We start from the raw sequence: 15172 nt of genomic DNA, 5'->3' as shown, positions 1-15172 counted from the left end.
TCACTTTACACTGAGGCGTGATGACGAGGCACCACGGTGCTGAAGCAACAAATGCCCTGCTTCCAGGAAAAGCCTCTAAGCATCAGGTAACACAGAATCGTACCCCAAACCGACACAGGTGGTCAGGTAGAGAATACCAAGGCGCTTGAGAGAACCCGGGTGAAGGAACTAGGCAAAATGGTGCCGTAACTTCGGGAGAAGGCACGCTGGTGTGTAGGTGAAGTCACTTGCTGACGGAGCTGAAGCCAGTCGAAGATACCAGCTGGCTGCAACTGTTTATTAAAAACACAGCACTGTGCAAACACGAAAGTGGACGTATACGGTGTGACGCCTGCCCGGTGCCGGAAGGTTAATTGATGAGGTTATCCGTAAGGAGAAGCTTTTGATCGAAGCCCCGGTAAACGGCGGCCGTAACTATAACGGTCCTAAGGTAGCGAAATTCCTTGTCGGGTAAGTTCCGACCTGCACGAATGGCGTAATGATGGCCAGGCTGTCTCCACCCGGGACTCAGTGAAATTGAACTCGCTGTGAAGATGCAGTGTACCCGCGGCAAGACGGAAAGACCCCGTGAACCTTTACTACAGCTTGACACTGAACACTGAGCCTTGATGTGCAGGATAGGTGGGAGGCTTTGAAGCGTGGACGCCAGTCTGCGCGGAGCCATCCTTGAAATACCACCCTTTAATGTTTGGTGTTCTAACCTTGCGCCGTTATCCGGCGCGGGGACAGTGTCTGGTGGGTAGTTTGACTGGGGCGGTCTCCTCCCAAAGCGTAACGGAGGAGCACGAAGATTGGCTAATCACGGTCGGACATCGTGAGGTTAGTGCAAAGGCATAAGCCAGTTTGACTGCGAGAGTGACGGCTCGAGCAGGTGCGAAAGCAGGTCTTAGTGATCCGGTGGTTCTGAATGGAAGGGCCATCGCTCAACGGATAAAAGGTACTCCGGGGATAACAGGCTGATACCGCCCAAGAGTTCATATCGACGGCGGTGTTTGGCACCTCGATGTCGGCTCATCACATCCTGGGGCTGTAGCAGGTCCCAAGGGTACGGCTGTTCGCCGTTTAAAGTGGTACGCGAGCTGGGTTTAGAACGTCGTGAGACAGTTCGGTCCCTATCTGCCGTGGGCGCTGGAGAATTGAGAGGGTTTGCTCCCAGTACGAGAGGACCGGAGTGAACGCACCACTGGTGTACGGGTTGTCATGCCAATGGCACTGCCCGGTAGCTAAGTGCGGAACGGATAAGCGCTGAAAGCATCTAAGCGCGAAACCAGCCTCGAGATGAGTTCTCCCTGAGTCCTAGCGACTCCTGAAGGGACGTTGAAGACGACGACGTTGATAGGCCGGATGTGTAAGCGCAGCGATGCGTTGAGCTGACCGGTACTAATGACCCGAGAGGCTTAACCTTACAACGCCAGAAGCGTTCTGGTGGTAATGAGAGACGAAAAGAATTTTCAGCGGAGTTCCGGATAACAGAATTTGCCTGGCGGCTTTAGCGCGGTGGTCCCACCTGACCCCATGCCGAACTCAGAAGTGAAACGCCGTAGCGCCGATGGTAGTGTGGGGTCTCCCCATGCGAGAGTAGGGAACTGCCAGGCATCATATTAAGATAAAGACCTGAGTCTTTATAAGAAATAAGCGTGCTGATATGGCTCAGTTGGTAGAGCGCACCCTTGGTAAGGGTGAGGTCCCCAGTTCGACTCTGGGTATCAGCACCAGTTACAAAAAGTGAGTTCGGTAAAAGAATTTGCCTGGCGGCTCTAGCGCGGTGGTCCCACCTGACCCCATGCCGAACTCAGAAGTGAAACGCCGTAGCGCCGATGGTAGTGTGGGGTCTCCCCATGTGAGAGTAGGGAACTGCCAGGCATCATACAGACGGAAAAGCCTCATGCGAAAGCATGAGGCTTTTTTGCATTTTGAAATGCCGCCCCCATAAAGCCTGTCTGTAAGCAAAAAAAAGCCCCGACTCAGCGCCGGGACTTACTCCACAAAATCAAAACGGGCTTTTCTAACTCAATGAATAACCTGTGAGAGAAAAGCGCGCGTACGCTCTGATGTCGGATTAGAGAAGAACTCCTGCGGCGGCGCCTGCTCAACGATCTCACCGCGATCCATAAAGATCACCCGGTCTGCAACGGTACGCGCAAAGCCCATTTCATGCGTTACACAGAGCATCGTCATGCCATCTTCTGCAAGGCCGATCATGGTATCAAGCACTTCTTTAACCATTTCTGGATCGAGTGCAGAGGTGGGTTCATCAAATAGCATGATTTTTGGCTTCATACAGAGTGAACGGGCGATGGCAACACGCTGCTGCTGACCGCCGGAGAGCTGACCGGGAAATTTATGCGCGTGTTCAGCAATGCGTACGCGTTCGAGATAGTGCATCGCTAAAGCTTCAGCATCTTTCTTCGGTGTTTTCCGCACCCAAATGGGTGCCAGCGTGCAGTTTTGCAGTACGGTCAGATGTGGGAACAGATTGAAGTGTTGAAACACCATCCCCACTTCGGTACGGACGCGTTCGATATTACGCAAATCGTCATTGAGATGGATACCATCCACGACAATGCGGCCCTGCTGATGCTCTTCAAGATGATTGATACAACGAATAGTCGTCGATTTTCCTGAACCTGAAGGCCCGCAGAGGACAATACGTTCACGTGGTTTTACGTGCAGATTAATATCTTTCAACACGTGAAACTGACCATACCATTTGTTCACGTTCTCAAGCGTAATCATCATCGCGTCATCGGGTTGAATCAAAGTTTGTGTCATTTTAAGCCTCAGTGCGGTGTACGCCCGGTGTGAAAGCGCTTTTCCAGATACTGGCTGTAGCGCGACATGCTAAAACAAAAAATCCAGTAAACCAGCGCGGCGAAAACATAGCCTTCTGTAGACATGCCGAGCCACGTCGGATCAACCGTTGCCTGCTGTACGCTACTGAAAAGATCGAACAGACCGATGATGATCACCAGACTGGTATCTTTAAACAGCGCAATGATGGTATTAACCAAGCCTGGAATAACCATTTTTAATGCCTGTGGCAGGATCACCAGCACCTGCGTTTTCCAGTATCCCAGGGCCAGTGACTCGGCTGCTTCATACTGTCCTTTGGGCAGCGCCTGAAGGCCGCCACGAACTACTTCCGCCACATAGGCCGACTGGAACAGCACCACCCCGACCAGCGCGCGGATCAGCTTATCTATACTGCTTCCTTCCGCCATAAACAGCGGCAGCATCACTGATGACATAAAAAGTACGGTTATCAGCGGCACGCCACGCCAGAATTCGATAAAAATTATCGACAGCGATCGCACCACCGGCATGGTTGACCGGCGGCCCAGCGCCAGCAAAATACCCAGCGGAAGCGCGCCTGCGATACCCACCGCGGCAATGATCAGCGTGAGGGTCAGACCACCCCACTGACGCGTTTCCACGCGCTCAAGCCCGAAATAGCCGCCATACAGCAGAAACCAGACCACGATCGGATAAACAACAATCCAGGCTGCAATATAGATGGCGCGACGTGGCATGCTCTTCATGAAGATCGGGATAATGGAAACCAGCCCGATGACCAACGCCAGGTTAATACGCCAGCGCAGTTCATGCGGATAAAGCCCATACATGAACTGGCCGAATCGCGCATGGATAAACACCCAGCAGGCGCCTTCTTTAGTACAGTCGGCACGCGTTTCGCCGAGCCAGTTGGCCTGAAACACCAGCCATTGCAGCGCGGGCGGCACGACGGCCCACATCACCCACAGGCAAAACAGCGTCAGCAGCGAATTGCCCCAACTGGAGAAGAGATTCTTCCGTGCCCAAATAACGGCGCGTGAGAATGCATTGGTCGGCACCGGCGGGATATCGTCGTGAGTTGCTAATGTCATAATGATCTCATTCTCTTAACGCTCAATCAGGCGGATTTTGCGGTTGTAAATATTCATCAACAGCGAAATCAGCAGGCTGATAATCAGGTAGACACCCATGGTGATAGCGATCGTTTCAATCGCCTGCCCGGTCTGATTCAGGACTGAGCCGGCAAAAAGCGACACCATATCGGGATAACCAATCGCGGCGGCCAGCGATGAGTTTTTCACGATATTCAGGTACTGGCTGGTAAGCGGCGGAATAATAACGCGCATTGCCTGCGGAATAATGACCTGGCGCAGCGTCACGGGGTTTGGCAATCCCAGCGAACGCGCTGCTTCATGCTGACCGTGAGGAACGGACTGAATGCCTGAGCGAATCACCTCTGCGATAAACGAAGAGGTATAAATTGACAGCGCGAGCGTCAGTGCGGCCAGTTCCGGGATCAGCACAAAACCGCCACGGAAGTTAAAGCCTCTGAGATGCGGAACATCCCAGTGCATTGCGGCACCAAAGATCAGATGTGCAACGGCGGGAAAAACCACCAGCATAGCGAGCGCAAGGGGCCAGCTTCGGCGCAGACGACCTGTTTTAAGCTGATGCGCACGGTTAAAACGAAACAGTGCAACTGACGCCGCCACGGCCAGCAGCAGTGCCATCACGAAAGGCCAGGTTCCGTCCGCGTACTGCGGCCAGGGAATGTACAGCCCGCGATTGCTTACAAAGGCAATATCGAAAGCGTTCATCGCCTGACGCGGCCCGGGTAAATTGCGCAGCACGGCAAAGTACCAGAAGAAGATTTGCAGCAGCGGCGGGATGTTGCGGAAGGTTTCGATATAGATATTGGATATCTTACGCAGCAGCCAGTTATCGGACAAGCGCGCAAGACCAATAAAAAATCCCAGGAGTGAGGCGAAAACAATGCAAAGGGCAGAAACGAGCAGCGTGTTGGTCAGTCCGACGAGGAATACCCGGGCGTAAGTATCGCCTTCGCTGTACTCAATCAGATGCTGAACGATACCGAAACCTGCGCTGCGCTCCAGGAAGCCAAAACCGGACGTGATGCCGCGATTGGCCAGGTTAATAATTGTATTATGAACCAGATAGAGCGCCACGCCTGCGACGGCGGCAATAGCGATGATCTGGAACAGCCAGGCGCGCACCGCAGGATTGCTGAATGAAATATCCCTTTTTACGGTTGGGCGTTGAGACATGTTGAAACCTCAGTGACGAAAACGCTGACGAAGACGCCGGTAAACCGGCGCCCTGTAAAACGGAAGGATTAACGCACTGGTGGAGCGTACTGAATGCCGCCTTTGTTCCAGAGAGCATTCTGACCGCGAGCAATTTTCAGTTGGCTGTCTTTACCTACGTTACGGTTGAAAATCTCTTCGTAGTTGCCTACCTGTTTAATGATGTTATAGGCCCACTTGTTGTCCAGCTTCAGATCCTTGCCGAAATCGCCTTCGGAACCGAGCAGATGCGCCATATCTGGCGTGGTCGGTTTAGCGGCCATCTGGTCAACGTTTTTAGAGTTAATGCCCATCTCTTCTGCATTAAGCATGGCGTACAGGGACCATTTAACGATGGTGAACCAGTCATCATCACCGCGACGCACTACCGGGCCTAAAGGCTCTTTAGAGATGACTTCAGGCAGAACGACAAACTCATCCGGTTTGCCCAGCTTGATACGCAGCGCGTACAGCTGTGACTGGTCAGAAGCCAGCGTATCGCAGCGTCCGGTATCCAGCGCTTTTGCCGACTCATCAGAGCGGTCAAAGGTCACCGGCGTGTACTGCATATTATTTGCTTTAAAGTAGTCTGCCACGTTCAGCTCGGTATCGGTGCCGGCCTGAATGCAAACGGTCGCGCCATCCAGCTCTTTCGCACTTTTCAAACCTGCTTTGTTGTGCGTCAGGAAGCCAATGCCGTCGTAATAGTTTACGCCAGCAAAAATAAAGCCCATGCCGCCATCGCGAGCGGAAGTCCATGTTGTATTGCGCGAGAGAATATCCACTTCGCCGGACTGCAAGGCGGTGAAACGCTCTTTCGCCGTCAGAGGGGTATATTTAACCTTGGAAGCATCGCCGAATACGGCCGCTGCGGCTGCGCGACAAACGTCCACATCAATTCCACTAAATTTGCCGTTGGCATCCGCATAAGAGAAGCCAGGCAATCCATCACTGATACCGCATTGCACAAAACCTTTCTTCTTAATTGCGTCAAGCGTGGTACCAGCATGCGCCTGATTTGCCACGGTAAACAGCGCGGCAGCGGCAACCAGAGTGGAGAGCATCATTTTTTTCATAAAGCATCCTGTGTGGCAAATTCGTTTTGTTATGTTTAACGCACGCTGTGGTGCATTCGTCTGTCTGTGGCATCAGCCATCCACGACACTGCAAAGGTAGTGCCAAAATTGCAGCGTCCTGAATTCATTGAAAGGAAGTCTTATTTTTTGGGAATGTTCAGAAGATTTACTTAATATGGCGCACCAGAGAGGGGCAAAGCCAGATAGATTGATCACAAATGGGGCAAATACTTTTACTAAATAGAAGCAATGTGATCGAATGTGCAAAAATGTTAGTGAAATATTGATTTGAAGAGAGGGCCGAAGGGATCGGCCCCAGCGGTGAAGTCATTAATAAAGGGAGTGTGTACCGGTAGGACGTGTTTTAAAGCGGCGATGGAGCCACATATACTGCTCGGGTGCGCGCATGATTTCACGCTCGATCACTTTATTCATGAAGGCTGCGGCATGCTGTTCATCCTCTATGGGATAGTCTTTCAGCTCAGGCTGGATCACCAGCTCATAACCACTGCCATCTTCATTACGAATCAGCACAACGGTAACCATGGCGGGCTGTGCCATCCTGGCCAGCATCCAGGTGCCGCTGGTGGTAGCGGCTTGCGGAACGGCGAAAAGGGGCGCGAAAACGCTGCCTTTTGGGCCATAATCCTGATCGGGAGCAAACCAGACGGCTTCGCCCTGCTTGAGCGCCTGCACCATACCGCGTAGATCGCGGCGGTTAATCATAGCTTTATTAGAACGCGTACGACCTTTGGTCTGTACCCACTCCATCAGTTTATTGTTGTGTGGTCGATACAACGCCATCATCGGCTGACACAGGCCCATTGCGCGTCCGCCAAGCTCGAGCGACATAAAATGTACGCCAATGATCAGTACGCCGCGGCCGTTTTTCTGTGCGGCAGTCAGGTTATGCAGACCGTTTACATTAAACCAACGACGCACGCGACGATCGGACCAAAACCAAGCCATGCCCGTTTCCAGCAGCCCCATGCCAAGCGATTCGAAATTTTTCTCGATGCGATGTTCTAACTGTTCCGCAGGCATATCGGGAAAGCAGAGTTCAAGGTTACGGCGGGTAATGCGAACCCGGCGTTTCAGGAAACGCATTGAAGTGCGTCCCATCCAGGCACCGAGCTTTTGCAGGAACGGAAAAGGGAGCTGAACAAGCAAAAACAGTATCGCCAGCCCAATCCATGTAATCCAGTAGCGCGGATGCAGCAGGCTGCGGGTAAAGCACGGGGAGTCCTTCATAATCCTCTCTTTAAGCGGACGGAACACAAAAGTAGCGCTCAAAGAAGTTAATCAACAGCGATACACAGGCTCAGACAACATAACCGGCAGAAAGTTAGATAGATCGCCGATTATTTACACAATCATGACAGTGCGATATGCGATGGCGCATAAAAAAGGCGCTAACGAAACGGTAGCGCCTTTATCACAATGAACCAGGATCAGTTCATGCCGTATTTTTTCAATTTCTTACGCAGCGTACCGCGGTTGATGCCCATCATCAGGGCTGCACGGGTCTGGTTGCCACGGGTGTATTGCATCACCATGTCCAACAGAGGCTGTTCTACTTCAGCCAATACCAGCTCATAGAGATCACTAACATCCTGACCATTCAGTTGAGCAAAATAGTTCTTCAGTGCCTGTTTAACCGAATCACGAAGCGGCTTTTGAGTTACCTGATCCTGGGAGTTAACGGTGGAAACGGTCAGTACGTCAGAATTTACGCGTTGTTCGAACATAGTTCTGTCAGCTCTTTATTTCTATTACGCAAGTTTTTCGAAGTATGCCTCCAACGCCTCCAGCTGCTCGCTGGCATCCTCAATGGCGTTGAATGTGCGCCGAAACTGGTCGTTAGGGGCGTGCTCCTGTAGGTACCAGGAGACGTGCTTTCGGGCAATGCGGTATCCCTTGCGATGACCGTAATAGTCGTGCAGTTCCCGTATATGTCCGATAAGCAAGCGCTTGACTTCAGCTAGTGGCATCGGTGCCAGCAGCTCCCCAGTGTCCAGATAGTGCTGGATTTCCCGGAAGATCCACGGTCTTCCCTGAGCAGCACGTCCTATCATCAGGGCATCAGCCCCTGTATAGTCGAGCACCGCTCTGGCTTTATGCGGGTCAGTAATGTCTCCATTCGCGATAACGGGAATGGAAACGTTCTGCTTAACTGTCCGAATGCTGTCGTATTCAGCATGGCCATTGAACAAACACGCGCGGGTGCGTCCGTGAATGGTCAGGGCCTGAATGCCACAGCGCTCAGCCAATTGGGCAATCTCTACACAATTGCGATTGTCGGTGTCCCACCCGGTGCGAATCTTCAGCGTTACGGGTACGTCAACTGCATTAACCACCGCCGATAAAATCGATTTTACCAACGCCGGGTGTTGCAGTAGAGCGGAACCCGCCATCTTGCGATTCACCTTTTTGGCAGGACACCCCATGTTGATGTCAATCACCTGCGCGCCAGATAAGGCATTGATGCGCGCGGCCTCGGCCATCTCTTCGGGGTCACAACCTGCAATTTGCACGGTACGAATACCGGGCTCGTCACAATGCACCATACGCAGACGAGATTTGGCGCTGGCCCAAACTTCCGGGTTAGACGACAGCATCTCAGAAACCGTCATGCCTGCGCCCATGGCATAGCAAAGCGTCCGGAACGGTCTGTCAGTAATTCCGGCCATTGGCGCTGCAATCAGCTGATTGCGAAGCTGGTAGTTTCCTATGCGCATGAAAAAAAAGTGACCATAGTGTGTCCGCAAGGCGGCGTATATTACGCATTTTTTCAGTAAGATGAAAGGCCAAACTTTGAACAATTGGCTGTGATAGATCAATTTATGTCTGAATAATAATCTGTCTTTTATTTTTATGGTTTTTATTCAATGGGTTATAAAAAGAGGAACCAGGAAAGAGTGGAAATTTTTGTTCTTTGATACGGGCCGCAACCAGATAAAAGACAACACGGCTGGCATTTTACAAGACAAGTGAAAGCCGTATTGCCTTAAACCAGCAGATTCTTCCTTGTTATCAGAGACACGCATTAATTAATGACGATCCTGCCGTTAAGAGGCTGAACCGGACGATTATTATGCAGCCCAAGCGCCTTTTCAATCGTGTGTAGTTGCTGTTTTGACGCCGCAACCGATTCTTTCATGATTAACCAGCGTACGCCTTCGGTACAGGGCGGCGTCGTTAACGAACCGCTGAAGCGGTAATAGCTCTTATCACCCGGCACCAGATGCGCCAGCGCGAGCGGTTCCTTAAACGCTTCGGGTTCATTAAGTTTGGTCGGAAGGTTTTTCAAAACATCGGCCATAACCGGATTGTCAGCGCCTTCCTCAACCATTACGCCGATAACGGCCAGTTCACCTTTACTGTCACTGTGCACAAAATGAATTTCCAGCGGGTATGTTTTTCCGTCAATACGGTTTTCAGAAGGGGCATGAAAGTGAAATTGTTGCAACGTGAACTCAGTGCCATCGAGCATCATTGTGTCACCGTCATGAATAGTTAACTGAATAGTATGTCCGTTGTTTACGATCGATTTTTTTTCCGCGTGAAAAGTGAGGGACAGCGGAGGCAACTCACCTTTAATAGCGCCTTTAATATCAATCGGCGACTGGTTCATTCCCTTTTCGCAGGTAGCAAAATTTTGGCTCAGTTTGCCCCAGTTATCAGGCGCGCCTTCGCCGGTATAACCCCACTGAGGATGAGAATCAGCCATCGCCGAAGAAACAGTTAAAAATAATGCAATAGGGAGGATTTTTGTATTCATGTGTGGTTAAAGCTCCTTAAGAGAAACTATCCTGCTGCTTTCCTGGCAGACTTACCGTAACTAATGTTGTTCAGAACGGTATTGGATAGTATCTCTTCAGGTTTATTTTAACAAATGAATAAAATGGTCTGTAGCAACCCGCTGGCGTGCATTGACGTTATATGCTGCGTTTCCCGGTTATTCTGCACCACTCTTCTTTTTCGGCTACGGGATCCAGCGTGAAATATTCATGGTAAGCGTCACAAACATCGTCAGCCTGACTGGCCAGTACGCCGGAAAGGCCAAGGTAACCGCCAGCTACCGGCAACACGCGTATCAGCGGAGCCAACTCGCGTAGCGGACCGGCTAAAATATTCGCCACGACCACATCAGCGTGTAGATTCTCCGGCTGCTGGTGTGGCAGATACAGAGAGAGGTTGTCTGAAACGCCGTTACGGATGGCATTGTCGCGGCTGGCCTGAATGGCCTGCGGATCGATATCAATACCGATCGCTTTCGCCGCGCCGAGCTTCAGCGCGGCGATCGCTAAAATCCCGGAGCCACAGCCGAAGTCGATCACCGTTTTGCCGGTCAGATCCAGACCATCCAGCCAGGCGAGGCACAGCGCAGTCGTTGGATGCGTTCCCGTACCGAAAGCCAGGCCGGGATCGAGCATCACGTTCACCGCGTTCGGGTCCGGCACGTCGCGCCAGCTCGGGCAAATCCACAGGCGTTCACCAAAGCGCATAGGATGAAAGTTATCCATCCATTCGCGCTCCCAGTCCTTATCCTCAATTTGCTCAATCTTATGGGCAAAACCGTCTTCCAACAGCGGATGTGGCGTAAGCCGCGCGATCACGTCCTGCATGTCGGCTTCTGCATCGAACAGGCCGATAACGTCGGTATCGCCCCACAGGCGCGTTTCGCCAGGCAGTGGTTCAAACACCGGGTTGTCGTGGGTATCCTGGAAAGTCACTGAAACGGCGCCGTGCTCAATCAGCGCATCGCCCAGCGCTTCAGCATGCGCGCCAGTGGTGTTGATTTTCATTTGTATCCAGGGCATTGCGATTCTCTTTATTCAGATAGGGTGGAAACAACCGCCGCAGATTCAGTACTATGACCAAAGCGGTTGCCAATAAGGAAGGCGATAAGGCTTAACAGCAGGGCCGGTACGATAGGATGAAATCCCAGAGGCTGCAACGACAGGCTGGCCAGAAGCGTGTAGCAGCCGGCGCCGACGATCATACTACTCAGCGCGCCCGCAGCGTTGGCTTTTTCCCAATAGAGGCCAAGTACCAGCGGCCAGAGAAAGACGGCTTCAAGGCCGCCAAAGGCGAGCAGGTTTAGCCAGATAATCATATCCGGCGGATTCCATGCGGCCAGCAGCAGCAGCAGGCCCAGCATCAGGGTAATAGCGCCTGAGAGGCGTTTCAATAGCGGCTCATTGTCCATCTGATGCGGGCGGAGGCGTAAAAAAAGATCTTTGACGATGGTTGCCGACGATTGCAGCAGTTGCGCGTTGATGGTCGACATAATTGCCGCCATCGGCGCGGCAAGGAAAATCCCCGCAGCGATGGGCGGTAAAACGTGGATCATCAGCGTTGGAATAACCCGATCGGGCACGGTGAGATCGGGCAGGATCGCCCGGCCCAGCGCGCCAGCCAGATGCATGCCAAACATCAGCACCGTAACGACAATCGTCCCTAAAATGATGCCGCGATGAACGGCTTTGCTGTCTTTGTAGGAGATACAGCGCACGGCGGTATGCGGCAGGCCGATAACGCCAAAGCAGACCAGCACGGAGAATGAGGCGAGAAAAGTGGGGCTGAGGATATTATCCACGCCGCCAGCGCTGACCAGCTGTGGGTTGATCTGCGAAAGCTTATCAACGGCACTGTGAAGACCGCCTGCCGCGTGAATAACCGCGAACAGAAGGATGAAGGTTCCAGCCAGCATCACCAGCCCCTGCATGGCATCGTTCAGCACGCTGGCGCGAAAGCCGCCAAAAGCGGTATACAGGGCGATGGTACCGCCAAATATCAGCAGGCCGGTGTCGTAAGGAATGCCGGCCGCCGTTTCAAGCAGCCTTGCGCCACCGATAAACTGCACGGTCATCGCACCAATAAAGGCGATCAGCAGGCTGAGGCTGGCAAGCCATACCAGCAGCGGGCTACGATAGCGCGCAAAAAGCATATCGTTAAGCGTAACGGCATTATAACGACGAGCAAGAATGGCGAATTTTTTCCCCAACACACCCAGCGACAGCCAGACCGCAGGCACCTGCACCATCGACAGTAATACCCAGCCCAGACCATATTTATAGGCGGCGCCAGGGCCGCCTATAAACGAGCTGGCGCTGATATAGGTAGTGGTCAACGTCATGGCAAGAACAAAGCCGCCCATTGACCGGCTGCCGAGAAAATATTCCGACAAAAAGTTGCCTTCATGCCGCTTGCGCATGGCATAGAGAGAAAGCCCGGCCACCAGCAGCAGGTAAGCGAGAAGAGGAAGAATAAGTTCAGATTTCACGCTCGTCCTCCAGCGGAATGTCGCGAAATACCAACCTGATCATCAGCCAGCACAGAATAATAAACAGCAGTGGCACCACCAGGCAGGCCATTTCAAACCAGTGCGGCAGGCCGGTGGGGCCGGGTTTATTATCCATCAGCCAGGCCATCAGCGACCACGCAGCCAGATAGGCCACCGCCAGCCAGAACGACCAGCGCGCTTCACGATGGGCCTGAAGAAAACGCTTGTCCATCTCTCTTCCTCACCCTGAATTCATAAAGAAAAAGGCCGGTCAGACCGGCCTTTTTGGCGAAACGTCAGGCAAATCAGGTTTCCTGAAGGCCGAGTTTCTTCTCCAGATAGTGGATGTTAGTGCCACCCTGCTGGAAGTTTTCATCCGTCATGATCTTCATCTGCAATTCGACATTCACCTTGATGCCGTCGATGATCAGCTCGGCCAGCGCGTTTCTCATACGGGCAATCGCCACGTCACGCGTTTCGCCATAGGTGATCAGCTTGCCGATCATTGAATCATAGTACGGTGGTACGGTATAGCCTGCATAGATGTGTGATTCCCAACGCACGCCGAAGCCGCCGGGCGCGTGAAAACGCGTGATCTTACCGGGGCTTGGCAGGAATGTATTGGGATCTTCCGCATTGATGCGACACTCTACCGCATGACCGCGGATCACCACGTCGTCCTGTTTGATCGACAGCGGCTGACCGGCTGCAATGCGCAGCTGCTCTTTGATCAGATCCACGCCGGTGATCATCTCCGTCACCGGATGCTCAACCTGAATACGGGTGTTCATCTCAATGAAGTAGAACTCGCCGTTTTCATACAGGAATTCGAACGTACCGGCACCGCGATAGCCAATCTCAATACAGGCTTTGGAGCAGCGCTCACCGATAAAGCGGCGCAGTTCCGGCGTGATGCCCGGCGCAGGTGCTTCTTCCACCACTTTCTGGTGACGACGCTGCATTGAGCAGTCGCGCTCGGCCAGATAGATAGCGTTGCCCTGACCATCGGCCAGTACCTGAATTTCGATATGGCGCGGGTTCTCCAGATACTTTTCCATATAGACCATATCGTTATTGAAAGCCGCTTTCGCTTCCGCACGGGTCATATTAATGGACTGTTCCAGATCTTTGTCACTGCGCACCACGCGCATGCCGCGACCGCCGCCGCCGCCAGAGGCTTTAATGATCACCGGGTAGCCGATGCGTTGAGCGAAAGCGCGGTTCTTTTCCATATCATCGTTAAGCGGGCCATCGGAACCGGGTACGCACGGCACGCCAGCTTTTTTCATCGCGTTGATGGCGGATACTTTGTCGCCCATCAGGCGGATGGTTTCTGCTTTCGGGCCGATAAAAATAAAGCCGGATCGCTCGACCTGTTCGGCGAAGTCGGCATTTTCCGACAGGAAGCCATAACCGGGGTGGATCGCCACCGCGCCGGTGATTTCCGCCGCGGAAATGAGCGCCGGAATGTTCAGGTAGCTTTTTACTGAAGGGGCAGGGCCGATACAGACGGTTTCATCTGCCAGCAGTACGTGTTTCAAATCGCGATCCGCGCTTGAGTGTACCGCAACGGTTTCAATGCCCAGCTCTTTACAGGCACGAAGAATACGTAGCGCGATTTCGCCACGATTCGCTATAACAATTTTTTCCAGCATGGTTCGCCTCGTTATTCGATGACTACCAGCGGCTCGTCAAATTCAACAGGCTGGCCGCTTTCAACCAGGATCGCTTTTACCACGCCGGACTTGTCGGCTTCGATCTGGTTCATCATTTTCATCGCCTCGACGATACATAGCGTGTCGCCGGCGTTAACTTTCTGGCCGATCTCAACGAATGCGCGAGCGTCAGGACTTGGCGTGCGGTAGAACGTGCCTACCATGGGTGAACGCACGATGTGACCACTGATTTCGGCAGGTGCCGGCGCTTCCATTGCAGGGGTGCTGGCCGGAGCAACGGCAGTAGCCAGTGCTGGCTGTTGCTGCATCATGGGGGCAGCGTAAGCCTGCTGCATCATTGGGTAACCCATGTTGGCCGGAGAGCGACTGATGCGAACGGATTCTTCTCCCTCAGAGATTTCCAGTTCAGCAATGCCTGATTCTTCAACCAGTTCGATCAGTTTTTTAATTTTACGAATATCCATAGATGTGGTTCCGTACTCTGTTTAATGAGGTTGTGACAGGCGTTTTACCGCCGTCTGTAAAGCCCAGGAATAACCATCGGCGCCCAGCCCGCAAATTACGCCGGCAGCTATATCAGAAAGATAAGAATGGTGGCGAAACGGCTCGCGGGCGTGCACGTTAGACAGATGCACTTCAATAAACGGGATGCTTACGGCAAGCAACGCGTCACGAAGCGCTACGCTGGTATGGGTGAAGGCGCCCGGATTGATGACGATATAGTCCACATTGTCTTTTGCTTCATGGATGCGATCGATAAGCGCATGTTCCGCGTTTGACTGGAGATGGCTCAGTTTCACATTCAACGCGTCAGCTTTGGATGCGATGTCGCTGACGATTTCCGCTAATGTCGTCTTCCCGTACTTATCCGGCTCACGTGAGCCAAGCAGATTAAGGTTGGGGCCGTTTAAAAGCAAAATGTGAAACTTATCAGCCATTGCGCTGCTATCTCCTGCGATCTATAAGGCATCGCACAAAATACATCGGTAAATACCGTTTGTCACCTTTCATGATGAAATTTGGCAATTATTCGAG

The 15172-nt window shown here is 52.6% G+C and carries 14 protein-coding genes, 1 tRNA gene and 3 rRNA genes; 4 read left to right on the top strand and 14 right to left on the bottom strand.

What is annotated here, in order from left to right; genetic code table 11:
• The 4 genes from GS12_RS11170 to rrf (GS12_RS11155) all read left to right on the top strand — a co-directional run.
• Positions 1-1405, top strand: a 23S ribosomal RNA gene (locus tag GS12_RS11170); the annotation flags it as partial.
• A 74-nt stretch (positions 1406-1479) separates the two neighbouring features.
• Positions 1480-1595, top strand: a 5S ribosomal RNA gene (gene rrf / locus GS12_RS11165).
• A gap of 44 nt (positions 1596-1639) precedes the next feature.
• Positions 1640-1715, top strand: a tRNA-Thr gene (locus GS12_RS11160).
• A 32-nt stretch (positions 1716-1747) separates the two neighbouring features.
• Positions 1748-1863 (top strand): 5S ribosomal RNA (gene rrf / locus GS12_RS11155).
• 147 nt (positions 1864-2010) lie between these two features.
• Here rrf (GS12_RS11155) and GS12_RS11150 read toward each other — a convergent pair.
• From GS12_RS11150 to aroQ, 14 genes are all read right to left on the bottom strand, one after another.
• Positions 2011-2772 carry an amino acid ABC transporter ATP-binding protein gene (locus GS12_RS11150; protein ID WP_034917417.1) on the bottom strand — a complete coding sequence of 254 codons (762 nt, stop codon included), beginning with the start codon at positions 2770-2772 and terminating at the stop codon, positions 2011-2013.
• An 8-nt stretch (positions 2773-2780) separates the two neighbouring features.
• Positions 2781-3884 (bottom strand): amino acid ABC transporter permease, encoded by a 1104-nt coding sequence (locus tag GS12_RS11145; protein ID WP_034917413.1) that lies wholly within the window; start codon positions 3882-3884, stop codon positions 2781-2783.
• Positions 3885-3899: 15 nt separating this feature from the next.
• Positions 3900-5078, bottom strand: a complete 1179-nt coding sequence (locus GS12_RS11140) for an amino acid ABC transporter permease (RefSeq protein ID WP_034946895.1) — start codon at positions 5076-5078, stop codon at positions 3900-3902.
• 68 nt (positions 5079-5146) lie between these two features.
• Positions 5147-6172 (bottom strand): amino acid ABC transporter substrate-binding protein, encoded by a 1026-nt coding sequence (locus tag GS12_RS11135; RefSeq protein WP_034917407.1) that lies wholly within the window; start codon positions 6170-6172, stop codon positions 5147-5149.
• Between the two features lie 330 nt (positions 6173-6502).
• Positions 6503-7423 (bottom strand): kdo(2)-lipid IV(A) palmitoleoyltransferase, encoded by a 921-nt coding sequence (gene lpxP / locus GS12_RS11130; protein WP_034917405.1) that lies wholly within the window; start codon positions 7421-7423, stop codon positions 6503-6505.
• Between the two features lie 200 nt (positions 7424-7623).
• Positions 7624-7920, bottom strand: a complete 297-nt coding sequence (gene fis / locus GS12_RS11125) for a DNA-binding transcriptional regulator Fis (protein ID WP_003855228.1) — start codon at positions 7918-7920, stop codon at positions 7624-7626.
• A 24-nt stretch (positions 7921-7944) separates the two neighbouring features.
• Positions 7945-8910, bottom strand: coding sequence for a tRNA dihydrouridine synthase DusB (gene dusB, locus GS12_RS11120; protein WP_034946898.1), 966 nt, complete (start codon positions 8908-8910; stop codon positions 7945-7947).
• Between the two features lie 308 nt (positions 8911-9218).
• Positions 9219-9953: a carbonic anhydrase gene (locus tag GS12_RS11115; protein ID WP_034946892.1), complete on the bottom strand. Its 735-nt coding sequence runs from the start codon at positions 9951-9953 to the stop codon at positions 9219-9221.
• A 157-nt stretch (positions 9954-10110) separates the two neighbouring features.
• Entirely contained in the window at positions 10111-10995 is an 885-nt protein-coding gene (prmA, locus tag GS12_RS11110; RefSeq protein ID WP_034946890.1) for a 50S ribosomal protein L11 methyltransferase, read from the bottom strand.
• Positions 10996-11006: 11 nt separating this feature from the next.
• Complete coding sequence (gene panF / locus GS12_RS11105; protein ID WP_034946888.1) at positions 11007-12461, bottom strand: sodium/pantothenate symporter; 1455 nt, start codon at positions 12459-12461, stop codon at positions 11007-11009.
• Entirely contained in the window at positions 12451-12693 is a 243-nt protein-coding gene (locus tag GS12_RS11100) for a YhdT family protein (RefSeq protein WP_034917398.1), read from the bottom strand. The genes panF and GS12_RS11100 overlap by 11 nt, the downstream gene beginning before the upstream one ends.
• A gap of 73 nt (positions 12694-12766) precedes the next feature.
• Positions 12767-14116, bottom strand: coding sequence for an acetyl-CoA carboxylase biotin carboxylase subunit (accC, locus tag GS12_RS11095; protein WP_034917397.1), 1350 nt, complete (start codon positions 14114-14116; stop codon positions 12767-12769).
• A gap of 11 nt (positions 14117-14127) precedes the next feature.
• Complete coding sequence (accB, locus tag GS12_RS11090; protein WP_034917395.1) at positions 14128-14601, bottom strand: acetyl-CoA carboxylase biotin carboxyl carrier protein; 474 nt, start codon at positions 14599-14601, stop codon at positions 14128-14130.
• 21 nt (positions 14602-14622) lie between these two features.
• Positions 14623-15075: a type II 3-dehydroquinate dehydratase gene (gene aroQ / locus GS12_RS11085; RefSeq protein ID WP_034917393.1), complete on the bottom strand. Its 453-nt coding sequence runs from the start codon at positions 15073-15075 to the stop codon at positions 14623-14625.
• Between the last annotated feature and the right edge of the window lie 97 nt (positions 15076-15172).

The sequence above is a fragment of the Erwinia oleae genome (assembly GCF_000770305.1).
Classification (GTDB): Bacteria; Pseudomonadota; Gammaproteobacteria; order Enterobacterales; family Enterobacteriaceae; genus Erwinia; species Erwinia oleae.
Note: the sequence above shows the minus strand (reverse complement) of the source record. Positions and strands in the feature narration are given on the sequence as shown.